This window comes from Mesorhizobium sp. BR115XR7A (assembly GCF_020165315.1).
In the GTDB taxonomy this organism is placed as follows: Bacteria; Pseudomonadota; Alphaproteobacteria; order Rhizobiales; family Rhizobiaceae; genus Mesorhizobium; species Mesorhizobium australicum.
On record NZ_JAIUHW010000001.1, the window covers coordinates 153,266 to 176,076 of the forward strand.

Genomic DNA, 22,811 nt, shown 5'->3' on the forward strand with positions numbered 1-22,811 from the left:
GATTATTTCCTCTTCGCCTTCTTATCCGCGCCGTGACCGTAATAGGTCCGGGTCGGAGCGAATTCACCGAACTTGTGACCGACCATGTCCTCGTTCACCGAAACGGGAACATGCTTCTGGCCGTTGTAGACACCGAAGGTGAGGCCGACGAACTGCGGCAGGATGGTGGAGCGACGGCTCCACATCTTGATCACCTCATTGCGACCGCCTTCACGAACCTTGTCCACCTTCTTGAGAAGGTAGCCGTCGATGAAGGGGCCTTTCCAAATAGAACGAGTCACTTGGCGTTACCTCTTCTTAGCTCTTGCGCTGATGGCGCGAGCGCAGGATGAACTTGTCGGTCGCCTTGTTGGACCGCGTCTTCTTGCCCTTGGTCGGCTTGCCCCACGGGCTGACCGGATGACGGCCACCGGAGGTGCGGCCTTCACCACCGCCATGCGGGTGGTCGACCGGGTTCATGGTCACGCCGCGATTGTGCGGACGCTTGCCACGCCAAACCGTGCGGCCGGCCTTGCCGTCGTTGATGTTGCCGTGGTCCGGATTGGACACGGCACCGACGGTGGCCATGCAGGAGCCGTGAACGACACGCTGCTCGCCCGAGTTGAGGCGCAGGATCGCCATGCCCTGGTCACGGCCGACCAACTGGCCGTAACCACCTGCCGACCGGGCGACCTGGGCGCCCTTGCCCGGCTTCAGCTCGATGTTGTGGACGATGGTGCCGACCGGCATCGAGGCCAGCGGCATCGCATTGCCCGGCTTAACGTCGACCGCTTCGCCAGCCACGATCTTGTCGCCGGGAGCCAGACGCTGCGGAGCGATGATGTAGGACAGCTCACCATCATCATACTTGATCAGTGCGATGAAGGCCGTGCGGTTCGGATCGTATTCAATGCGCTCGACCGTGCCGACAACGTCGAACTTGCGACGCTTGAAGTCGATGATGCGGTACGAACGCTTGTGGCCACCACCGATGAAGCGGGCGGTGATACGGCCGTGGTTGTTGCGGCCGCCCGACTTGGTCAGACCCTCGGTCAGGCCCTTCACGGGCTTGCCCTTGTAGAGGCCCGAGCGGTCGACGATGACCAGCTGGCGGGTGCTCGGCGTTACCGGGTTGAATTTTTTCAGTGCCATTGTTGTTGTCCTCGCGGCCTTGCTCAGAGACCCGTCGCGACGTCGATCGACTGGCCGTCGGCCAGCGTCACGATCGCCTTCTTGACGTCGCTCTGGCGGCCGATCGTGCCGCGGAAGCGCTTGATCTTGCCCTTGCGGACAAGCGTGTTCACGGCCATCACCTTGACGCCGAACAGCGCTTCGACGGCGGCCTTGATTTCGGGCTTCGACGCCTTCTTGGCGACGTTGAAGACGACCTGGTTCTGCTCGGAGGCCATGGTCGACTTTTCAGTGATCGCCGGCGAGACGATCACGTCGTAGTGACGAAGGTCGGTCATTTAAAGCGCTCCTCGAGAGCCTCGACGGCGGCCTTCGAAAGGACCAGCGTGCCGCGGCGCAGAATGTCGTAGACGTTGATGCCCTGGATGGGCAGCACGTCGATGTTGGGGATGTTGGTGGCTGCCAGCTTGAAGTTCTTGTCAAGCTCGGCGCCGCCAATCACCAGGGCGTTGGTCAGGCCCAGCGTCGCGAAATTCGCGATCAGCGCCTTGGTCTTGGCCTCGGTCAGCTTCAGCTCGTCGATGATGATGATCGACGCGCTCTTGGCCTTGGCCGAAAGGGCATGCTTGAGGCCGAGCGCACGAACCTTCTTGGGCAGTTCATGCTCATGGCTGCGAACGACCGGGCCGTGGGCCTTGCCGCCGCCGCGGAACTGCGGAGCGCGTGCCGAGTGGTGACGGGCGCGGCCCGTACCCTTCTGCTTGTACATCTTGGCACCGGTGCGCGCGATTTCGGCGCGGCCCTTGGCCTTGTGCGTGCCCTGCTGCTTCTTGGCAAGCTGCCAGCGCACGACGCGCTGCAGGATGTCCTCGCGCGGATCAAGGCCGAAAATTCCGTCGGAAAGTTCCACCTTGCCGGCGTCTTTGCCGCCGAGCGTTGTGATCTTGAGATCCATTATTCCGCTCCCTCTGTGGCCGGAGCCTCGTTCTTAGCAGCTGCCGCAACGGCGCGGATCGCGGCGGGCTTCGGCGCATTGGCCGGCAGTGCCACCTTGGCCGCGTCGCGGACCAGGATCCAGGCGCCCTTCGATCCGGGAACCGCGCCGCGGATCAGGATCAGGCCGCGGTCGGCATCGGTCGAAACGACCTCGACATTCTGTGTCGTCACGCGGGTGTCGCCCATGTGACCAGCCATATGCTTGCCCTTGAACACCTTGCCCGGGTCCTGGCGCTGACCGGTCGAGCCATGTGTACGGTGCGAGACCGAGTTACCGTGGGTCGCGCGGCCACCACCCATATGGTGGCGCTTGATGACGCCCTGGAAACCCTTGCCGATCGTCGTGCCCGTCACATCGACCTTCTGGCCGGCGACAAAATGGTCGACGGTGATCTCGGCGCCGACGTCGATCATGTTGTCGGCAGAGACGCGGAACTCGGCGACCTTCGCCTTCGGCTCGACGGAGGCGGTCGCGAAATGGCCGCGCATCGCCTTCGACGTGTTCTTCACCTTGGCGAGGCCAACGCCGAGCTGAACGGCGGTGTAGCCATTCTTCTCCTGCGTGCGCTGTGCCACGACCTGGCAGTTCTCCATCTGGAGAACGGTGACGGGAACATGTTCCCCGGCATCATTATAGATGCGGGTCATTCCCACCTTCTTTGCAATCACACCTGAACGCATCGGTTCAATTCCTTTAGAGTTCCGGGCCAGGGGCACCGCCCCTTACCGCGCTCTCATTCCCTTAGAGCTTGATCTCGACGTCGACGCCGGCGGCCAGATCGAGCTTCATCAAAGCATCGACCGTCTGCGGGGTCGGATCGACGATGTCGAGCAGACGCTTGTGCGTGCGCATCTCGAACTGCTCGCGGCTCTTCTTGTCGACGTGGGGCGACCGGTTGACCGTGAACTTTTCGATCCGCGTCGGCAGCGGAATGGGGCCGCGGACGTTTGCCCCGGTGCGCTTGGCCGTCGACACGATTTCCTTCGTCGAGGCGTCGAGCACGCGGTGATCAAACGCCTTCAGGCGGATGCGGATATTCTGTCCGTTCATGCGTCACTTCCTTGTTCTGGCGCGGCGCGGGCTACTCCGGCGCCCGCGACAGATCGGTTTAAGTCCAAATTACTCTTTGATGGTGACGACGATGCCGGCACCGACGGTGCGGCCGCCTTCACGGATGGCGAAGCGCAGCTTCTCTTCCATGGCGATCGGCACGATCAGCTCGACATCGACCGTGATGTTGTCGCCGGGCATCACCATCTCGGTGCCTTCCGGCAGCGACACGATGCCGGTCACGTCGGTCGTGCGGAAGTAGAACTGCGGACGGTAGTTGGTGAAGAACGGCGTGTGACGGCCACCTTCGTCCTTGGTCAGGATGTAGGCTTCGGCCACGAACTTCTTGTGCGGCTTCACCGTGCCCGGCTTGGCCAGAACCTGGCCGCGCTCGACACCTTCACGATCAACGCCGCGCAGCAGCGCGCCGATGTTGTCGCCAGCCTGGCCCTGGTCGAGCAGCTTGCGGAACATTTCGACGCCCGTGCAGGTCGTCTTGGTCGTCGGACGGATGCCGATGATCTCCAGTTCCTCGCCGACCTTGACCACGCCGCGCTCGACGCGGCCGGTGACGACCGTGCCGCGGCCCGAGATCGAGAACACGTCCTCGATCGGCATCAGGAACGGCTTGTCCAGCGGACGAACCGGCGTCGGGATGTAGGCGTCGACCGCAGCCATCAGCTCGCGGATCGCGTCCTCGCCGATCTTCTTGTCCGAATCTTCCAGTGCAGCCAGCGCCGAACCCTTGACGATCGGAATGTCGTCGCCGGGGAATTCGTTCTTCGACAGCAGTTCGCGAACCTCGAGCTCGACCAGTTCGAGCAGCTCGGCGTCGTCGACCTGGTCGACCTTGTTCAGGAACACCACGATCGACGGCACGCCGACCTGACGGGCCAGCAGAATATGCTCGCGGGTCTGCGGCATCGGGCCGTCGGCGGCCGACACGACCAGGATCGCGCCGTCCATCTGCGCGGCACCGGTGATCATGTTCTTCACATAGTCGGCGTGGCCGGGGCAGTCGACGTGGGCATAGTGGCGGTTGGCGGTCTCGTATTCGACGTGAGCCGTCGAGATCGTGATGCCGCGCGCCTTCTCTTCAGGCGCCGCATCGATCTGGTCGTAGCGCTTGTATTCGCCAAAATACTTGGTGATCGCCGCCGTCAGCGACGTCTTGCCATGGTCGACGTGACCAATCGTGCCGATGTTCACATGAGGCTTGGTGCGCTCGAATTTACCTTTTGCCATGTGATGTCTCCAATCCTGCTCGCCCGTGCGGGCCTTGATTTAAGTTACTGCTGCAACCCGTCGGGGTTACGCGTATTTCTTCTGGACTTCCTGGGCGACCGCGGTCGGCACAGGCTCGTAGTGATCGAACTGCATCGTGTAGGCCGCGCGGCCCTGGCTCATCGAGCGCAGGTTGTCGACATACTTGAACATGTTGGCGAGCGGCACCATCGCGTTGATAACCACCGCGACGCCACGTGCTTCCTGGCCCTGGATCTGGCCGCGACGGCCGTTCAGGTCACCGATGACGCTGCCGACGTAATCTTCCGGCGTGACGACCTCGACCTTCATGATCGGCTCGAGCAGCTGCACGCCGAGCTTGGGCGCGGCTTCACGGAAGCAGGCACGGCCGGCGATTTCGAAGGCGAGCACCGAGGAGTCGACGTCGTGGTATGCGCCGTCGATGAGCGTCGCCTTGACACCGATCATCGGGAAGCCCGCGAACGGACCCGACGACATGACGCTGTTGATGCCCTTTTCGACACCCGGGATGTATTCCTTCGGAACCGCACCGCCGACGATCTTGGTATCGAACTCGAACTCGGGGCTTTCCGGGTTCGGCTCGAACAGGATCTTGACGCGGGCGAACTGACCGGTACCGCCGGTCTGCTTCTTGTGCGTGTAGTCCTGCTCGTGCTTGCGAGTGATCGTTTCACGGTAAGCCACCTGCGGCGCACCGACGTTGGCTTCAACCTTGAACTCGCGGCGCATGCGGTCGACGATGATGTCGAGGTGAAGCTCGCCCATGCCAGAAATGATGGTCTGGCCTGATTCCTCGTCGGTCTTGACGCGGAAGGAGGGGTCCTCGGCGGCCAGGCGATGAAGGGCCAGGCCCATCTTTTCCTGGTCGTTCTTGGTCTTCGGCTCGATGGCGATCTGGATGACCGGATCGGGGAATTCCATGCGCTCGAGGATGACCGGGTGCAGCGGATCGCTCAGCGTATCGCCGGTGGTGGTGTCCTTGAGGCCGGCCAGGGCGACGATGTCGCCGGCAAAAGCCTCTTCGACGTCGGCGCGCGAGTTCGCATGCATCTGAAGCATGCGGCCAATGCGCTCCTTCTTGCCCTTCACGGTGTTGTCAACCGAGATGCCCTTGGTGAGCTTGCCCGAGTAGATACGGGCAAAGGTCAACGAACCGACGAACGGGTCGTTCATGATCTTGAAGGCGAGCATCGAAAGCGGCTCGTTGTCGTCGGCGTGACGCTCGATCTCGGCATCGGTCTTGGCATCGACGCCCTTGATGGCCGGAACATCGGCCGGCGACGGCAGGTATTCGACGACGGCGTCGAGCAGCGGCTGCACGCCCTTGTTCTTGAAGGCCGAGCCGCAGAACATCGGGTAGAACTTCACCGCGATGGTGCCCTTGCGGATCAGCGCGCGGATCTCGTCATTCGACGGCATCTTGCCTTCGAGGTAATTCTCAAGCGCCGTCTCGTCCATTTCGACGGCGGCTTCGATCATCTTCTCGCGATATTCTTCCGCACGAGCCTGAAGGTCGGCCGGGATCTCGACGACGTCCCAGGCAGCGCCCAGCGTCTCGTCGCGCCAGACCAGCGCGTTCATCTCGACCAGGTCGACGACGCCCTTGAATTCGGTCTCGGCGCCGATCGGCAGCTGCATGACGACGGCATGCGCGCCGAGGCGCGAACCGATCATTTCGACCGAGCGGTAGAAGTCGGCGCCGATCTTGTCCATCTTGTTGCAGAAGATCATGCGCGGAACGCGGTACTTGTCCGCCTGGCGCCAGACGGTTTCTGTCTGCGGCTCGACACCGGCGTTGGCATCGAGCAGCGCAATGGCGCCGTCGAGCACGCGCAGCGAACGCTCGACTTCGATGGTGAAGTCGACGTGTCCGGGGGTGTCGATGATGTTGAAGCGGTGCATCTTGCCGTCACGAGCCTTCCAGAAGGTCGTGGTCGCGGCGGACGTGATGGTGATGCCGCGCTCCTGCTCCTGCTCCATCCAATCCATGGTGGCAGCGCCGTCGTGCACTTCGCCGATCTTGTGCGACTTGCCCGTGTAATAGAGGACGCGCTCGGTGGTCGTCGTCTTGCCGGCGTCAATATGCGCCATGATACCGAAATTGCGGTAGTCTTCGATTTTGTATTCGCGGGCCATCGTAGCTGCCTCTCAGTCTCGTTCGCGCTTTACCAGCGGTAGTGCGCGAAAGCGCGGTTGGCTTCTGCCATCTTGTGGGTGTCTTCACGCTTCTTCACGGCGGTGCCGCGGTTGTTGGCCGCGTCCATCAGCTCGCCGGAGAGGCGGTCGACCATGGTGGTCTCGTTGCGGTTGCGGGCCGCGGCGATCAGCCAACGGATCGCCAGCGCCTGGCGGCGCTCGGGACGCACGTCGACCGGAACCTGGTAGGTGGCGCCGCCGACGCGACGCGAACGCACTTCCACATGCGGCGCGACATTGTCGAGCGCCTGGTGGAAGACGGTGACCGGCTCCTGCTTGGTCTTCGACTGGACCTGGTCCAGCGCGCCGTAGACGATGGTCTCGGCGACCGACTTCTTGCCGTCATACATGACGGCATTCATGAACTTGGTGACGATCAGATCGCCGAACTTGGGATCCGGGTTGATCTCACGCTTTTCTGCACTGTGACGACGCGACATGGCTTTTGTCTCTCAATCTCGTAGCCCGGCGCATTCAAGCAGCACCAAGGCCGAAAATCTTACTTCGGACGCCTTACTTCGGACGCTTGGCGCCGTACTTCGAACGGCGCTGCTTGCGGTTCTTCACGCCCTGCGTGTCGAGCACGCCGCGGATAATGTGGTAGCGCACGCCCGGAAGATCCTTGACGCGGCCGCCGCGGATCATGACCACGGAGTGCTCCTGAAGGTTGTGACCTTCGCCGGGGATGTAACCGATCACTTCAAAACCATTGGTCAGGCGGATCTTGGCCACCTTGCGCAGCGCCGAGTTCGGCTTCTTCGGCGTCGTTGTATAGACGCGCGTGCAGACGCCCCGCTTCTGCGGGTTCTGCTGCATGGCCGGGACCTTGTTGCGCTTCACCGGCGCAATGCGCGGCTTGCGGATCAGCTGGTTGACGGTAGGCATTAAACCCTCTTGTCTCTCAATTCCGTGTCTCGTGCCGGTCAAGGCTCGCTCAAAGCGTCATTTCCATACGCAAATTCGGGCCACAAACCGCGCCTCGCGGTCTTGCCCGAACAAATCGCAGAGGAAGCGGAAACCGCTTCGTGCACGCCGGAAATGTCTTTTCGCTCGTAAAACGAACCCTGTTTGAGGCAAACTCCAAAGCGTGTCGCTTCGGAAGGGAGAGCCTCACATCGGTTCTGACTGGGCGGCTTCTACTCGTAAGCCCGCGAACCGTCAAGCCCGCAGTGGCAAATATTGCATCGAAGCCGGGACTTGGCAGCCATGCGAAAACCGCATGTAATTTTCTTTCGCAATTTTGCAATGCCGAGGAAGAAAGTGACCGGCTTTTGGCTTTTGCGCGCCCTTTCTCTATGCGAAAAGGCGGCCTGAGCACTCAACATCCCCTCGCCCGCGCTTGCCAGGAGGAATCAGCCGTGAACGACAATGAAGAACGCCCGGTCACCATCATCACCGGCCGGGTGTGGAAGCGCAAAGGCGGCAAGGTGGAAGGCGTGCATGTCATGCTGGTCGCTCCTGACGACGATTCGGCGGTGCGACGCGCCCTCGAATCGCTGGCGGCGGAAGGTTACGCCGAGGCCGAGCTGGACCAGATCGGCGATATGGACGGGGTGCCCGACGACGAGCCGCATCTGTCGGCCTACCAGGGCGCCCTCGAAGGCGAAGTGTCGATCGTCACCTTCGACGCGCCGATCTGATCATGGGCGTGTCATGGGCGCGGTGTCCTTCCTTGCCGTGCTTGCCGTGACGCGATTCGTTTGGATAGCCGGCACGGCCGACGCTTGCCCGTCATGGCCGATCTGCTAAGAGACGCGCAGTCGTCCAATCCCGGCGGAGCCTCATGTCCTCATCCATCTCGCCCATCAGAATCGGCATTGTCGGCGTCGGCAAGATCGTCCGCGACCAACACCTTCCCGCCCTGGCCAAGGATCGGGATTACCAGCTGATCGCGGCGGCCAGCCGGCACGGCAAGGTCGATGGCATTGTGAATTTCCCCGACATCGAGACGATGCTTGGCGTGGTCCCCGAACTCGATGCTGTGTCGCTGTGCATGCCGCCGCAGTTCCGCTATGAAGCCGCGCGCAAGGCGCTCGAGGCTGGAAAGCACGTTTTCCTGGAAAAGCCGCCCGGTGCCACGGTCAGCGAGGTCGAGGACCTGAAGGCGCTCGCGGCGAAACAAGGCGTCTCACTGTTCGCAAGCTGGCATTCGCGCTACGCGCCGGCGGTCGAAGCGGCGCGGATATTCCTCGCTTCGACCAACATCAAATCGGCGGCGATCGTCTGGAAGGAAGATGTACGCCGCTGGCACCCAAACCAGGACTGGATCTGGCAGCCTGGCGGCTTCGGCGTCTTCGATCCCGGCATCAACGCGCTGTCGATCGCAACCTACATCCTGCCGGCCATGTACATCACTTCGGCCGTGCTCGACTTTCCGGTGAACCGTGACGCGCCGATCGCGGCCCAGGTCGCGTTCCGGGCAGCGAACGGATCGGATGTGACGATGGATCTCGACTGGTTGCAGACCGGACCGCAGAGTTGGGACATCCTGGCCGATACGGATGCCGGACAGATGGTGCTCTCGGGTGGCGGCTCGAAGCTCGCCGTCGATGGCAATATCGTACACGAGGAGCCGGAAGCGGAATATCCGATGCTCTACCGGCGCTTCGCCGAAATCGTGCACGCCGAGACGTCAGATGTGGACCTTGCGCCGCTCCAGCACGTTGCCGACGCCTTCATGCTCGGCAAGCGCAACGTGGTCGAGGCGTTTTTCGACTGAGGTCGCCGGGCCGCCTTGGCATCAGTCGACAACCGCAATCGCAAACCCGTCATAGCCCTTGGCGCCCACCGTCTGGATGGCGGTGCCGTCCAGCCGTTTGTCGCCACCGATGAATGAAAATGCCGCGCGGGCGCCCTCGACATTGGCATCGCGTCCATCTTCATCCAGAACGGCACCATCGCGGATGACGTTGTCGCAGACGATGACCGTTCCTGACCGCGACAGCCGCAAGGCGCAGGCCAGATAGTTCGGGTTGTTCGGCTTGTCCGCGTCGATGAAGACGAGATCGAACGGGCCGGCATTCTCGCCGCCCAGTTCTGTGAGCGACTGGAGCGCCGAACCGACACGCAGTTCCACACGGTCCGCAACCCCTGCCCGCTCCAAATTCGAACGCGCGACCTTGGCATGGTGCGGATCGAGTTCGAGTGTCACGACCTTGCCGTCAGCAGGCAATCCCCGCGCCATCCAGATGGTCGAATAGCCACCCAGCGTGCCGATCTCGAGCACCTTCTTCGCGCCGCTGATGCGCACCAGCAGCGAGAGCAGCTTTCCTTGCGCCGCCGAGACGTCGATCGCCGGCAGGCCCTGGCGGCGGTTGGCCGCCAGAACCGCGTCGAGAACGGGATCCGCCTCGAAGAGAGAAGAAACGATGTAGTCATCGACAGCCGTCCAGGTCTTCGTGTTCATCCGCTTTCCTCCGATCGCAAAAATGAAAAAGCCGCCGGGTTGCCCCGACGGCTTCTGTTGCCTGAGATTTTTGCCGCCGCGCCTACTGCGCGGCGGTTGTCATGTCCGCCAGCATCGGCTCGGCGACTTCCACACCGGAGGCCTTGCGGCGCTCGTCGATGATCAGTTCGTCGCGCGAGGTGGCGATGCGCCGGATCTGGCTCATCGTGCCGCCGGTGCCGGCGGGGATCAGCCGGCCGACGATGACGTTTTCCTTCAAGCCCTGCAGCATGTCGGTCTTGCCGGCAACCGCGGCTTCCGTCAGCACCCTGGTCGTCTCCTGGAAGGAGGCGGCCGAGATGAAGGACGGCGTCTGCAGCGACGCCTTGGTGATGCCCAAGAGCACCGGCTGGCCTTCGGCCGGCTTCTTGCCGTCCTCGACCAGGCGCTCGTTGACCTCTTCCAGTTCGATCACGTCGACGTGGTCGCCCGGGATATAGGTCGAGTCGCCCTGCACCGTGATCTCGACCTTCTGCAGCATCTGGCGAACGATCACCTCGATGTGCTTGTCGTTGATCGAGACGCCCTGCAGGCGGTAGACTTCCTGGATCTCGTTGACGAGGTAGGAAGCAAGTGCCTCCACGCCCTTGATCGCCAGGATGTCGTGCGGCGCCGGATTGCCGTCGAGGATGTAGTCGCCCTTCTCGATGACGTCGCCGTCCTGGAGATGGAACGGCTTGCCCTTCGGGATCAGGTACTCGACCGGCTCGAGCGTCGAGTCATGCGGCTCGATGATAATACGGCGCTTGTTCTTATAGTCGCGGCCGAAGCGGATCGTGCCATCGATCTCGGCGATGATGGCGTGATCCTTCGGACGACGTGCCTCGAACAGTTCGGCAACACGCGGCAGACCGCCGGTGATGTCCTTGGTCTTGGCGCTTTCCATCGGGATACGCGCCAGCACGTCGCCGGGGCGAACCTGAGCACCCGGCTCGACCGAGAGAATGGCCTCGACCGAGAGCAGGAAGCGGGCGTCGCCACCCTTCGACAGCTTGCCGACCTTGCCCTTGGTGTCCAGGATGGCAATCGCGGGCTTGAGGTCGTTGCCACGCGGCGTCGAACGCCAGTCGATGACCTCACGCTTGGTGATGCCGGTCGACTCGTCGGCCGTTTCCTGAACGGAAATGCCGTCGACCAGATCCTCATACGACACCTTGCCCTCGATTTCAGTGAGGACAGGACGGGTATAGGGATCCCACTCGGCGATACGCTGACCGCGCTTCACCTTGTCGCCATCGTCCACGAAGATGCGCGAACCATAGGTGACACGGTGCGTGGCGCGCTCCTTGCCGGCTTCGTCGAGGATCAGAACCGCCATGTTGCGGCCCATGACCATCTGCTGGCCGTCCGAGTTGCGCACCACGTTGCGGTTGCGGATCTCGACCTTGCCCTCATAGGAGGCTTCAAGGAACGAGCTATCCACCACCTGCGCCGTACCGCCCATGTGGAAGGTACGCATGGTGAGCTGCGTGCCCGGCTCGCCGATCGACTGCGCCGCGATGACGCCGACGGCTTCGCCCTGGTTGACCGGGGTGCCGCGGGCCAGATCGCGTCCGTAGCAGACCGCGCAGACGCCGATCCTGACTTCGCAGGTCAGGGCCGAGCGGATGCGGACCGACTGCACGCCGGCCTTTTCGATCTGCTCGACGTCACGCTCGTCCATCAGCGTTCCGGCCTTGACCAGAACCTCGCCCGACACCGGATGGGTGATGTCGTCGAGCGATGTACGGCCCAGTACGCGCTGGCCAACCGAAGCAACGACCTGACCGGCATCGACGATCGGCTGCATGGTGAGGCCCTTGTCGGTGCCGCAATCCACGGAGTTGACGATGCAGTCCTGCGCCACGTCGACCAGACGACGGGTGAGGTAACCCGAGTTCGCCGTCTTCAAGGCGGTATCGGCCAGACCCTTGCGGGCGCCGTGGGTCGAGTTGAAGTACTCGAGCACGGTCAGGCCTTCCTTGAAGTTCGAGATGATCGGCGTCTCGATGATTTCACCCGACGGCTTGGCCATCAGGCCGCGCATGCCAGCGAGCTGGCGCATCTGGGTGGGCGAGCCGCGCGCACCGGAGTGCGACATCATGTAGATCGAGTTCATCGGCTTCTGACGGCCGTTGTCCTCGAACTCGACCGCCTTGATGCGGGCCATCATTTCGTCGGCGACCTTTTCCGAGCACTTGGCCCAGGCGTCGACGACCTTGTTGTACTTCTCGCCCTGCGTGATCAGGCCGTCATTGTACTGCTGCTCGTACTCCTTGGCCAAAGCCTCGGTGTCCGACACCAGCTTGATCTTGGTGTCCGGGATCAGCATATCGTCCTTGCCGAACGAAATGCCGGCACGGCAGGCATGGGCAAAGCCGAGCGCCATGATGCGGTCGCAGAAAATGACCGTCTCCTTCTGACCGCAATGGCGGTAGACGGTGTCGATCATCTTGGAGATGTTCTTCTTGGTCATCTCCTGGTTGGCGGTCTCATAGGGCACGTTGACGTTCTTCGGCAGAAGCTCGCCGATGATCATGCGGCCAGGCGTGGTGTCATGGATCTTCGACACGACCTTGCCTTCGGCGTCGACCGTGCGGAAGCGGCCCTTGATCTTGGCATGCAGGGTCACGGCCTTGGTCTCGAGCGCGTGCTGGAGTTCGCCCATGTCGGCAAACACCATGCCTTCGCCCGGCTCGTTCTGGTTGACGATCGAGAGGTAGTAGAGACCCAGGACCATGTCCTGCGACGGCACGATGATCGGCGCGCCGGAAGCCGGGTGCAGGATGTTGTTGGTCGACATCATCAGCACGCGGGCTTCCAACTGCGCTTCCAGCGACAGCGGCACGTGAACGGCCATCTGGTCGCCGTCGAAGTCGGCGTTGAAGGCCGTGCAGACCAGCGGGTGAAGCTGGATCGCCTTGCCTTCGATCAGGATCGGCTCGAACGCCTGGATGCCCAGGCGGTGCAGCGTCGGCGCGCGGTTGAGCAGCACCGGATGCTCGCGGATGACCTCATCGAGGATATCCCAGACTTCCGGACGCTCCTTCTCGACCAGCTTCTTGGCCTGCTTGACGGTCGAGGAGTAACCCTTGGCGTCGAGACGGGCGTAGATGAAGGGCTTGAACAGTTCGAGCGCCATCTTCTTCGGCAGGCCGCACTGGTGCAGCTTGAGCTCCGGACCGGTGACGATGACCGAGCGGCCGGAATAGTCGACGCGCTTGCCGAGCAGGTTCTGACGGAACCGGCCCTGCTTGCCCTTGAGCATGTCGGACAGCGACTTCAGCGGACGCTTGTTGGCGCCGGTGATGACGCGGCCGCGACGGCCGTTGTCGAACAGCGCATCGACGGCTTCCTGCAGCATGCGCTTTTCATTGCGCACGATGATGCCCGGCGCCCGCAGCTCGATCAGCCGCTTCAGGCGGTTGTTGCGGTTGATGACGCGGCGGTAGAGATCGTTCAGGTCGGACGTCGCGAAACGACCGCCGTCCAGCGGGACGAGCGGGCGCAGGTCCGGCGGGATCACCGGAACCACCTTCATGATCATCCATTCCGGACGGTTGCCGGATTCCATGAAGTTCTCGACGACCTTGAGCCGCTTCAGATACTTCTTCTGCTTCAGCTCGGACGTGGTCGACGCCAGTTCCGAACGCAGGTCGCCGGCGATCTTCTCCAGGTCCATGCCTGCCAGAAGGTCATGAATGGCCTCGGCGCCGATCATGGCGGTGAAACTATCCTCGCCATATTCGTCGACGGCGATCATGTACTCTTCCTCGCTGAGCAGCTGGTGCTCCTTCAGCGCGGTGAGGCCGGGCTCGGTGACGATGTAGTTCTCGAAGTAGAGGACGCGCTCGATGTCCTTCAGCGTCATGTCGAGCAGCGTGCCGATGCGCGAGGGCAGCGACTTCAGGAACCAGATGTGAGCGACGGGAGCCGCCAGCTCGATATGGCCCATGCGCTCGCGGCGGACGCGCGACAGCGTGACTTCGACGCCGCACTTCTCGCAGATCACGCCCTTGTACTTCATGCGCTTGTACTTGCCGCACAGGCATTCATAGTCCTTGATCGGGCCAAAAATGCGCGCGCAGAACAGACCGTCACGCTCCGGCTTGAAGGTGCGGTAGTTGATGGTCTCCGGCTTCTTGATCTCGCCGAACGACCAGGACAGAATCTTCTCAGGGCTGGCAAGCGAAATCCGGATGGAATCGAACACCTGCGCAGGCGCCTGCGGATTGAAGAGATTCATGACCTCTTGGTTCATGCCGTTCTCCTTTTCGGGGTCCTCGAAAACCCCTTGCATCTAACGCGGGCCGAATGCCCGCTGAGTGGTCGGCCCACCGGCCGAAGAATTGGTGCATCCGGTCGCGAGAGCCCTCTCCCGCGCCCGGATGTCTTGTTTACTCGGCCGCGCCCCTATTCGGCAGCATCGGGCAGCCGGATCGGGTTGTCGTCGAGCTTGGTGTTCTCGAGCTCGACATTGAGGCCGAGAGACCGCATTTCCTTGACGAGCACGTTGAAGCTCTCGGGAATGCCTGCCTCGAACGTGTCGTCGCCACGCACGATCGCCTCGTAGACCTTGGTGCGGCCGGCGACGTCGTCCGACTTCACCGTCAGCATTTCCTGCAGCGTGTAAGCGGCGCCGTAGGCTTCCAGTGCCCAGACCTCCATCTCGCCGAAGCGCTGGCCCCCGAACTGCGCCTTGCCGCCCAGCGGCTGCTGGGTGACGAGCGAGTACGGACCGATCGAACGCGCGTGGATCTTGTCGTCCACGAGGTGGTGAAGCTTGAGCATGTAGATATAGCCCATCGTCACCTTGCGATCGAACGGCTCGCCGGTGCGTCCGTCATAGAGCTGCGACTGACCGCTGGTGTGCAGGCCCGCCTGCTCCAGCATGATGTTGATGTCAGCCTCATGCGCGCCGTCGAACACCGGGGTCGCGATGGAGACGCCTCGGCGCATCTGCTCGCTCAGGCGAACGATGCTCTCGTCGTCATATTCGCGAACCGGCTCGTTGCGGTCGTTGGCCGGCATGAAGCTCTCGAGCGTCTTGCGCAGCGGCTTGATGTCGCCGGCTGTCTTGTACGCATCGATAAGCTCGCCGATCTTCCTGCCCATGCCAGCGCAGGCCCAGCCCAGATGCGTTTCCAGGATCTGGCCGACATTCATGCGGCTCGGCACACCCAGCGGGTTGAGCACGATATCGGCATGCGTGCCGTCCTCGAGGAAAGGCATGTCCTCGACCGGAACGATACGCGACACGACACCCTTGTTGCCGTGACGGCCGGCCATCTTGTCGCCGGGCTGCATCTTGCGCTTCACCGCCACGAAGACCTTGACCATCTTCATGACGCCCGGAGGCATTTCGTCGCCGCGCTGCACCTTCTCGACCTTGTCCATGAAGCGCTGTTCGAGCGCCTTCTTGGAATCGTCGTACTGGCCACGCAGGGCTTCCAGTTCGCTCTGGAGCTTTTCGTTCTCCACCGCAAACTGCCACCACTGCGAACGCGGATACTCGTCGAGCGTGTCCTTGGACAGCGTCGAGCCCTTCTTGAAGCCCTTCGGTCCAGCGATCGCTTCCTTGCCGACGAGAACGTCGGAAAGACGCGCATAGACGTTACGGTCCAGAATGGCCTGCTCGTCGTCGCGATCCTTGGCGAGGCGTTCGATCTCCTCGCGCTCGATCGCCATGGCGCGCTCGTCCTTCTCCACACCGTGGCGATTGAACACGCGCACCTCGACGACGGTGCCGAAAGTGCCCGGAGGCATGCGCATCGAAGTGTCGCGCACGTCGGAAGCCTTTTCGCCGAAGATGGCGCGCAGAAGCTTCTCTTCCGGCGTCATCGGGCTCTCGCCCTTCGGCGTGATCTTGCCGACCAGGATGTCGCCCGGCTGCACTTCCGCACCGATATAGACGATGCCGGCTTCGTCGAGGTTCTTCAGCGCTTCTTCCGAGACGTTTGGAATATCGCGCGTGATTTCCTCCGGACCAAGCTTGGTATCGCGCGCCATGACCTCGAACTCCTCGATGTGGATCGAGGTGAAGACGTCGTCGGCCACGATACGCTCGGAGAGCAGGATCGAGTCCTCGTAGTTATAGCCATTCCACGGCATGAACGCGACCAGCACGTTGCGGCCGAGTGCCAGATCACCGAGTTCGGTCGAGGGACCGTCGGCGATGATGTCGCCCTTGTTGACCCGGTCACCCATGCGCACCAGCGGACGCTGGTTGATGCAGGTGTTCTGGTTCGAGCGCTGGAACTTCATCAGCCGGTAGATGTCGACGCCGGACTTGCCCGGATCGAGATCCTCGGTGGCGCGGATAACGATACGCGTGGCGTCCACCTGGTCGACGATGCCGCCACGACGCGCGCCGATGGCGGCGCCTGAGTCACGGGCGACGATCGGCTCCATGCCGGTACCGACGAACGGCGCCTCGGCGCGCACCAGCGGCACGGCCTGGCGCTGCATGTTCGAGCCCATCAGAGCGCGGTTGGCGTCGTCGTTCTCGAGGAACGGGATGAGCGCCGCGGCAACAGACACCATCTGCTTGGGCGACACGTCCATCAGGTCGACGTTTTCGCGCGGCGCCATCATCACTTCGCCGGCGCTGCGGCAAATGACGAACTCGTCGACGAAGCCGCCATTCTTGTCGAGCTCGGCGTTGGCCTGCGCGACATGGTGCTTGGCCTCTTCCATCGCCGAGAGATAGACGACGTCATTGGTCAGCTTGCCGTCGACGATCTTGCGGTACGGGCTTTCGATGAAGCCGTACTTGTTGACGCGCGCGAAGGTCGCCAGCGAGTTGATCAGACCGATATTCGGGCCTTCCGGCGTCTCGATCGGGCAGATACGGCCGTAATGCGTCGGGTGCACGTCGCGCACTTCGAAGCCGGCACGCTCGCGGGTCAGACCGCCCGGTCCAAGCGCCGAGAGACGACGCTTGTGGGTGATCTCCGACAGCGGGTTGGTCTGGTCCATGAACTGCGACAGCTGCGAGGAACCGAAGAACTCGCGCACGGCGGCGGCCGCCGGCTTGGCGTTGATCAGGTCCTGCGGCATGACCGTGTCGATCTCGATCGAGGACATGCGTTCCTTGATCGCGCGCTCCATGCGCAGCAGGCCGACGCGGTACTGGTTCTCCATCAGCTCGCCGACCGAACGCACGCGGCGGTTGCCGAGATTGTCGATGTCGTCGATCTCGCCCTTGCCATCACGCAGTTCGACCAGCGTCCTGACCACGGCCAGGATGTCGTCCTTGCGCAGAACGCGCACGGTGTCCTCGGCCTTGAGCTCGAGGCGCATGTTCATCTTGACGCGGCCGACGGCGGACAGGTCGTAGCGCTCGCTGTCGAAGAACAGCGAGTTGAACATGGCTTCGGCGGTCTCGAGCGTCGGCGGCTCGCCCGGGCGCATGACACGGTAGATGTCGAACAGCGCGTCCTGGCGGCTCTCGTTCTTGTCGACGGCGAGCGTGTTGCGGATATAGGCGCCGACATTGACATGGTCGATGTCGAGGACCTGGATCTCCTGCTCGCCGGTGCCGAGCAGCACCTTGAGCGTCTTGTCGTCGATCTCGTCGCCGGCCTCGAGGAAAATCTCGCCGGTGGCGTAGTTGACGATGTCCTCGGCCAGGTAGTTGCCGAGCAGATCCTCGTCGGTCGCCTTGATCGCCTTGAGACCCTTTTCGCCGAGCTGGCGTGCCTGGCGAGCGGTGATCTTCTTGCCCGCCTCGACGACGATCTCGCCGGTGTCGGCATCGACCAGGTCGCCGACGGCCTTGAGGCCGCGGAAACGCTCGACGTTGAAGGGAATGCGCCAATGGTCACCGGCGCGCTTGTAGGTGATCTTGTTGTAGAAGGTCGACAGGATCTCCTCGCCGTCCATGCCAAGCGCCATCAGCAGCGACGTCACCGGAATCTTGCGGCGACGGTCGATGCGGGCGTGCACGACGTCCTTGGAATCGAACTCGATGTCGAGCCACGAGCCACGATAGGGGATCACACGGGCGGCAAAAAGAAGCTTGCCCGACGAGTGCGACTTGCCCTTGTCGTGGTCGAAGAAGACGCCCGGCGAGCGGTGCATCTGCGAGACGATGACGCGCTCGGTGCCATTGACGATAAAGGTGCCGTTCAAGGTCATGAGCGGCATGTCGCCCATGTAGACGTCCTGCTCCTTGATGTCCTTGATCGACTTGGCACCGGTATCCTCGTCGATATCGAACACGATGAGGCGCAGCGTCACCTTCAGCGGCGCGGCATAGGTCAGGTCGCGCTGACGGCATTCGTCAACGTCGAATTTCGGTCCTTCGAACTCGTACTTCACGAACTCCAGCATGGAGGAGCCGGAAAAATCGGAGATCGGGAAGACCGACTTGAAAACAGCCTGCAGTCCTTCGTCGGGACGTCCGCCCTTGGGCTCGTCCACCATCAGGAACTGGTCATAGGATGCCTTCTGAACCTCGATAAGGTTCGGCATCTCCGCAACTTCCGGGATCTTCCCGAAGAACTTGCGTACGCGTCTGCGGCCATTGAAAGTCTGGGTCTGGGCCATCGTCGCTCCTTAGCTCTAAACTCGGGACGAACCTCGCCGCGGTTCGTCTTGCATACTGAGCCACCTGGGCGGCGGCTCTCTGTCTGTTCTCCGGCCGCCTCTCCAATTGCTTGGCGGTTACCGGCTAAAACGGGAGAAAACCCGTTTCCTGAAGGCCGGGTTACGGCCCTCAAGAAAGAGGTTCTCGTACATCTCGCGTCACGCAGCCTCCCCTGATCACCCAAGGGAGTGGCGGACGGCGCGAGGCCGCCCGCCGCTTTTTACGCTTACTTCAGGTCGACCTTGGCGCCGGCTGCTTCCAGCTGGGCCTTGAACTTGTCAGCGTCGGCCTTGGAAACGCCTTCCTTGACCGGCTTCGGAGCCGCTTCGACCAGGTCCTTGGCTTCCTTGAGGCCAAGACCAGTGATGGCGCGGACTTCCTTGATGACGTTGATCTTCTGAGCGCCGGCCTCGGTGAGAACGACGTCGAATTCCGTCTTTTCCTCGACCGGAGCAGCAGCAGCGGCAGCACCGCCAGCAGCGGCAACCGCCACCGGAGCAGCAGCCGAAACGCCCCACTTTTCTTCCAGAAGCTTCGACAGCTCAGCCGCCTCGAGGACGGTCAGCTTCGAAAGGTCGTCTACGATCTTTGCCAGATCAGCCATTGTTGTGTTCCTTCGTTAGGTTCGAACGTGTGTTTTTGATAGCGAGGAACGGCCTCATGCCGCCTCGTCCTTCCGGGCGTAAGCGCCGATGACGCGCGCGACCGAGGCCGCTGGCGCATTGACGATCTGGGCGATCCGGGTTGCCGGCGTGGCGATCATGCCAACCAGCCTGGCGCGCAGCTCATCGAGCGACGGAAGTGTGGCGAGTGCCTTCACACCGTCGGCGTTGAGCGAGGTGGTGCCCATTGCGCCGCCGAGAATGACGAGCTTGTCATTCCCCTTGGCGAAATCGGACGCGACCTTCGGCGCCGCAATCGGATCCTCCGAATACGCGATCAGCGTCTGTCCCTTGAACAGCTCGATGATCGATGCGGAGTCCGTGCCCTGAAGAGCGATTTTGGCGAGACGGTTCTTCGCGACTTTAACGGTGCCACCGGCAGCGCGCATCTTCGACCGAAGGTCGTTCATTTGCGCGACGGTGATACCGGCATAGTGGGCCACGACTACTGAACCCGCGCCCGAAAACGCATCATTCAGGCCCGTGACGAGTTCGCGTTTTTCCGCTCTGTCCACTGCCTATCTCCAGTTGACCCCAGTCCTGCCAATGGGAACATTCCCATTTCGAGGACAGGCGTCGGGTTGCCTTTTGCCGGCCGGGCCATCCAGTAACGGATCTCCCGAACGACGATCGAGGATCCTGCCCCCTTTCGCCACATCGACGGCAAAGCCGGCGATGCGCAGACAAAAGGCAAACACGGTTCGAACCTTTCATTGGAGCTTGTTGCTCCGTTGTCCGGTTTTCACCCGTCTCATGCAGGCCCACATGAATTAAGGCCCTCCTCTTGAATCAAGGTTCGGGCCGCCCGCAATCTCGGACAGGATGTCCGGAAGCCTTCCGGCTTCCGGTACCGGGCCCAGGATAAATCCAAGGCCCGGAATTCAGTCACGGATCAGCCTTCGAAAGGCCAATCCAAATCCAATCAGGACGCGGCGAGCGTCGCGACGTCGAGCTTGAGGCCCGGGCCCATCGTCGAGGTGACAGACACCTTCTTGACGTAGTTGCCCTTGGCGCCAGCCGGCTTTGCCTTGGTCACCGCATCGGCGAAGGCACGGACGTTCTCTTCCAGCGCCTTGACGTCGAAAGAGACCTTGCCGACACCGGCATGAACGATGCCGGCCTTCTCGACACGGAACTCGACCGCGCCGCCCTTCGAAGCCTTGACGGCCGCGGCGACATCGGTGGTGACGGTGCCGACCTTCGGGTTCGGCATCATGCCGCGCGGGCCGAGCACCTTACCGAGACGGCCGACGAGCGGCATCATGTCCGGCGTGGCGATGCAGCGATCGAAATCGATCGTGCCCTTCTGGACGATGTCGACCAGATCCTCGGCACCGACGATGTCGGCACCGGCGGCCTTGGCCTCTTCGGCCTTGTCGCCACGGGCGAACACGGCGACACGGACCGAGCGGCCGGTGCCGTTCGGCAGGTTGACCACGCCGCGAACCATCTGGTCGGCATGACGCGGGTCTACGCCGAGGTTCATGGCCACTTCGATGGTCTCGTCGAACTTGACCGAGGAACGATCCTTGAGCAGCTTCAGCGCATCACCGAGCGCGTAAGCCTTGTTGGGATCGATGCCTTCACGGGTCTTCGATACACGCTTTGCAATCTTTGCCATGATCTTAGCCCACCACTTCCAGACCCATCGAGCGGGCGGAGCCCTCGACCATGCGCATGGCCGCTTCGACGTCGTTCGCGTTCAGATCCTTCATCTTGGCGGTCGCGATTTCGCGAACCTTGTCGCGCGAAACCGTGCCAGCCTTGACCTTGCCCGGCTCCTTCGAGCCCGACTTCAGGTTCGCAGCCTTCTTCAGGAAGTAGCTCACCGGGGGCGTCTTCATGACGAAGGTGAACGACTTGTCCTGGTAATAGGTGATGACGACCGGAACCGGCGATCCCTTTTCCATTTCCTGGGTCTGCGCGTTGAACGCCTTGCAGAACTCCATGATGTTGATGCCACGCTGACCAAGTGCCGGGCCGATCGGGGGAGACGGCGTGGCCGATCCCGCGGAGACCTGGAGCTTGAGCTGGCCTGCAATTTTCTTAGCCATCTCTTTTCCTGCCTTTGTCTAATGCCGGCCCCACGATCTGGGAAACACCGGCGGTTGCAGTCTGGTGGTGCGGTTCTTGCGGCCGGCTAAAGCCGCCTTCGCCTCCCACCGTTCTCAAGCCACGCGTTGCCGCGCCGCCTCCCCTGATCGCCGGACCGGCATCAGGGATTTCGGATCAGCCCTTTTCGACCTGTCCGAATTCCAGATCGACGGGCACGGCGCGCCCGAAGATCGAAACTTCCACCTTGAGCCGCGCCCGCTCCTCGTCCACTTCCTGGACGAAACCGTTGAACGACGCGAAGGGACCATCCGAAACGCGGATCGCCTCGCCGATCTCGAAAGTGACCGAGGGCTTCGGCCGCTCGACGCCTTCCTGCACCTGGTTCAGGATGCGCTGGGCTTCGGCCTCGGTGATCGGCACCGGCTTGGAGTCGCCGAGAAAACCTGTGACTTTCGGCGTGTTCTTGACCAGCGAGAACACGGCGTCGGTCAAGTTGGCCTTCAAGAGCACGTAGCCCGGGAAGAACTTGCGCTCGGCGTCGACCTTGCGGCCGCGACGAACCTCGACCACCTTCTCGGTCGGCACCACGATCTGCTCGATATCGGCGGACAGGCCCTTCTGCTTGGCCTTGTTCTCGATGTCCTCGGCGACCTTCTTCTCGAAGTTCGAATAGGCGTGGACGATGTACCAGCGCGTAGCCATTTTTTCGACTTCTCCTAATCGCCGGACTTAGCGTCCAATGCCCAGAATCTGCTCGACCGCGAGGCCCATGAGCTGATCGGCGGTGAAGAAGAAGATCATCGCAATCACAGCAAAGGCCAGAACCATGACCGTCGAGATCATCGTCTCGCGGCGCGACGGCCAAGTCACCTTGGCTGTCTCCGCGCGCACCTGCTGGAGAAAGACGAAAGGATTTGTGGTTTTCGAAGCCATATGCCGCCTGTCTTCAAGACCCGTTGGCCGGGTCCCCTGGATGATCCCGCTGGCCGGGACGTGCCGCCTGAGCCCAATCTCGCGCCGAATCAGCGCGATCATTTCGCCCATGCAAATCAGACGCGTAAAGCCGGCTTCCCAGCTCCACGCGTCGCGTGTCTGTTTCGTCTACATAAAACCGATTCTTGATCCACGCAAGTGGCAAGTGCCCGCTTTATGACCAAACGCCGCCTCGGAACCATCCAGTCGTTCCGTCCCGGCTATGGCGCCCTTATGCCCCAATCGGGCTAATATGGCAAGCGGCTCGCCGATTTTCAAAGGCAGCCCGCGAAATATCGTTTTGATGCCAGTCTTAGGAAATGGCACGGGCAGCAGGGCTCGAACCTACGACCTGCGGTTTTGGAGACCGCCGCTCTACCAACTGAGCTATGCCCGTACACGCGCGCTTCGGCGCAGGCGCTTCCTAAAAGCTTCCGCGCGCTCTGTAAAGAGCGGTTTGCAGGCAAACGTGCTTAACCCCTGCGCCAG

The 22,811-nt window shown here is 62.3% G+C and carries 21 protein-coding genes and 1 tRNA gene; 2 read left to right on the plus strand and 20 right to left on the minus strand.

Annotation, left to right across the window (positions count from 1 at the left end; translation table 11 throughout):
• Positions 1-2 precede the first annotated feature (2 nt).
• The 10 genes from rpsS to rpsL form a co-directional block, all read right to left on the minus strand.
• On the minus strand, positions 3-281 hold the full coding sequence (rpsS, locus tag LB557_RS00840; RefSeq protein WP_015317982.1) for a 30S ribosomal protein S19: 279 nt from the start codon (positions 279-281) through the stop codon (positions 3-5).
• Positions 282-297: 16 nt separating this feature from the next.
• The gene (gene rplB / locus LB557_RS00845; RefSeq protein ID WP_015317983.1) at positions 298-1,131 is read right to left on the minus strand and encodes a 50S ribosomal protein L2; all 834 of its coding nucleotides are present in this window, start codon (positions 1,129-1,131) and stop codon (positions 298-300) included.
• A 23-nt stretch (positions 1,132-1,154) separates the two neighbouring features.
• Positions 1,155-1,448 (minus strand): 50S ribosomal protein L23, encoded by a 294-nt coding sequence (locus LB557_RS00850; protein WP_010909275.1) that lies wholly within the window; start codon positions 1,446-1,448, stop codon positions 1,155-1,157.
• Positions 1,445-2,065, minus strand: a complete 621-nt coding sequence (gene rplD / locus LB557_RS00855) for a 50S ribosomal protein L4 (protein ID WP_015317984.1) — start codon at positions 2,063-2,065, stop codon at positions 1,445-1,447. Before rplD ends, LB557_RS00850 begins: the two co-directional genes overlap by 4 nt.
• A complete protein-coding gene (gene rplC, locus LB557_RS00860; protein ID WP_015317985.1) occupies positions 2,065-2,787 on the minus strand; it encodes a 50S ribosomal protein L3 in 723 nt (240 codons plus the stop codon). Before rplC ends, rplD begins: the two co-directional genes overlap by 1 nt.
• Positions 2,788-2,848: 61 nt before the next feature.
• Positions 2,849-3,157: a 30S ribosomal protein S10 gene (gene rpsJ / locus LB557_RS00865; RefSeq protein WP_010909272.1), complete on the minus strand. Its 309-nt coding sequence runs from the start codon at positions 3,155-3,157 to the stop codon at positions 2,849-2,851.
• A 69-nt stretch (positions 3,158-3,226) separates the two neighbouring features.
• The gene (tuf, locus tag LB557_RS00870) at positions 3,227-4,402 is read right to left on the minus strand and encodes an elongation factor Tu (RefSeq protein ID WP_015317986.1); all 1,176 of its coding nucleotides are present in this window, start codon (positions 4,400-4,402) and stop codon (positions 3,227-3,229) included.
• 66 nt (positions 4,403-4,468) lie between these two features.
• Positions 4,469-6,559 (minus strand): elongation factor G, encoded by a 2,091-nt coding sequence (gene fusA, locus LB557_RS00875; protein ID WP_015317987.1) that lies wholly within the window; start codon positions 6,557-6,559, stop codon positions 4,469-4,471.
• A gap of 29 nt (positions 6,560-6,588) precedes the next feature.
• On the minus strand, positions 6,589-7,059 hold the full coding sequence (gene rpsG / locus LB557_RS00880; RefSeq protein WP_008875664.1) for a 30S ribosomal protein S7: 471 nt from the start codon (positions 7,057-7,059) through the stop codon (positions 6,589-6,591).
• Positions 7,060-7,132: 73 nt separating this feature from the next.
• On the minus strand, positions 7,133-7,504 hold the full coding sequence (gene rpsL / locus LB557_RS00885; protein ID WP_006333356.1) for a 30S ribosomal protein S12: 372 nt from the start codon (positions 7,502-7,504) through the stop codon (positions 7,133-7,135).
• A 473-nt stretch (positions 7,505-7,977) separates the two neighbouring features.
• Here rpsL and LB557_RS00890 point away from each other — a divergent pair, with 473 nt between their 5' ends.
• On the plus strand, positions 7,978-8,259 hold the full coding sequence (locus LB557_RS00890) for a hypothetical protein (RefSeq protein WP_015317988.1): 282 nt from the start codon (positions 7,978-7,980) through the stop codon (positions 8,257-8,259).
• 155 nt (positions 8,260-8,414) lie between these two features.
• Positions 8,415-9,338 carry a Gfo/Idh/MocA family protein gene (locus LB557_RS00895; protein WP_041163842.1) on the plus strand — a complete coding sequence of 308 codons (924 nt, stop codon included), beginning with the start codon at positions 8,415-8,417 and terminating at the stop codon, positions 9,336-9,338.
• Positions 9,339-9,359: 21 nt separating this feature from the next.
• Here LB557_RS00895 and LB557_RS00900 read toward each other — a convergent pair whose 3' ends face one another.
• The 10 genes from LB557_RS00900 to LB557_RS00945 all read right to left on the minus strand — a co-directional run bounded on the left by LB557_RS00900 (position 9,360) and on the right by LB557_RS00945 (position 22,719).
• Entirely contained in the window at positions 9,360-10,025 is a 666-nt protein-coding gene (locus LB557_RS00900; protein ID WP_015317990.1) for an O-methyltransferase, read from the minus strand.
• Between the two features lie 82 nt (positions 10,026-10,107).
• The gene (gene rpoC, locus LB557_RS00905) at positions 10,108-14,304 is read right to left on the minus strand and encodes a DNA-directed RNA polymerase subunit beta' (RefSeq protein WP_015317991.1); all 4,197 of its coding nucleotides are present in this window, start codon (positions 14,302-14,304) and stop codon (positions 10,108-10,110) included.
• Positions 14,305-14,456: 152 nt separating this feature from the next.
• Positions 14,457-18,593 carry a DNA-directed RNA polymerase subunit beta gene (gene rpoB / locus LB557_RS00910; RefSeq protein WP_015317992.1) on the minus strand — a complete coding sequence of 1,379 codons (4,137 nt, stop codon included), beginning with the start codon at positions 18,591-18,593 and terminating at the stop codon, positions 14,457-14,459.
• Positions 18,594-18,859: 266 nt separating this feature from the next.
• Positions 18,860-19,237: a 50S ribosomal protein L7/L12 gene (gene rplL / locus LB557_RS00915; RefSeq protein WP_015317993.1), complete on the minus strand. Its 378-nt coding sequence runs from the start codon at positions 19,235-19,237 to the stop codon at positions 18,860-18,862.
• A 54-nt stretch (positions 19,238-19,291) separates the two neighbouring features.
• On the minus strand, positions 19,292-19,810 hold the full coding sequence (gene rplJ, locus LB557_RS00920) for a 50S ribosomal protein L10 (RefSeq protein ID WP_015317994.1): 519 nt from the start codon (positions 19,808-19,810) through the stop codon (positions 19,292-19,294).
• Between the two features lie 407 nt (positions 19,811-20,217).
• The gene (rplA, locus tag LB557_RS00925; RefSeq protein ID WP_140620687.1) at positions 20,218-20,916 is read right to left on the minus strand and encodes a 50S ribosomal protein L1; all 699 of its coding nucleotides are present in this window, start codon (positions 20,914-20,916) and stop codon (positions 20,218-20,220) included.
• Positions 20,917-20,920: 4 nt separating this feature from the next.
• The gene (gene rplK / locus LB557_RS00930) at positions 20,921-21,349 is read right to left on the minus strand and encodes a 50S ribosomal protein L11 (protein WP_010909262.1); all 429 of its coding nucleotides are present in this window, start codon (positions 21,347-21,349) and stop codon (positions 20,921-20,923) included.
• Positions 21,350-21,524: 175 nt separating this feature from the next.
• Positions 21,525-22,052, minus strand: a complete 528-nt coding sequence (gene nusG, locus LB557_RS00935; protein ID WP_015317996.1) for a transcription termination/antitermination protein NusG — start codon at positions 22,050-22,052, stop codon at positions 21,525-21,527.
• A gap of 27 nt (positions 22,053-22,079) precedes the next feature.
• On the minus strand, positions 22,080-22,283 hold the full coding sequence (secE, locus tag LB557_RS00940; RefSeq protein ID WP_013531408.1) for a preprotein translocase subunit SecE: 204 nt from the start codon (positions 22,281-22,283) through the stop codon (positions 22,080-22,082).
• A gap of 360 nt (positions 22,284-22,643) precedes the next feature.
• Positions 22,644-22,719 (minus strand) — tRNA-Trp (locus LB557_RS00945).
• Between the last annotated feature and the right edge of the window lie 92 nt (positions 22,720-22,811).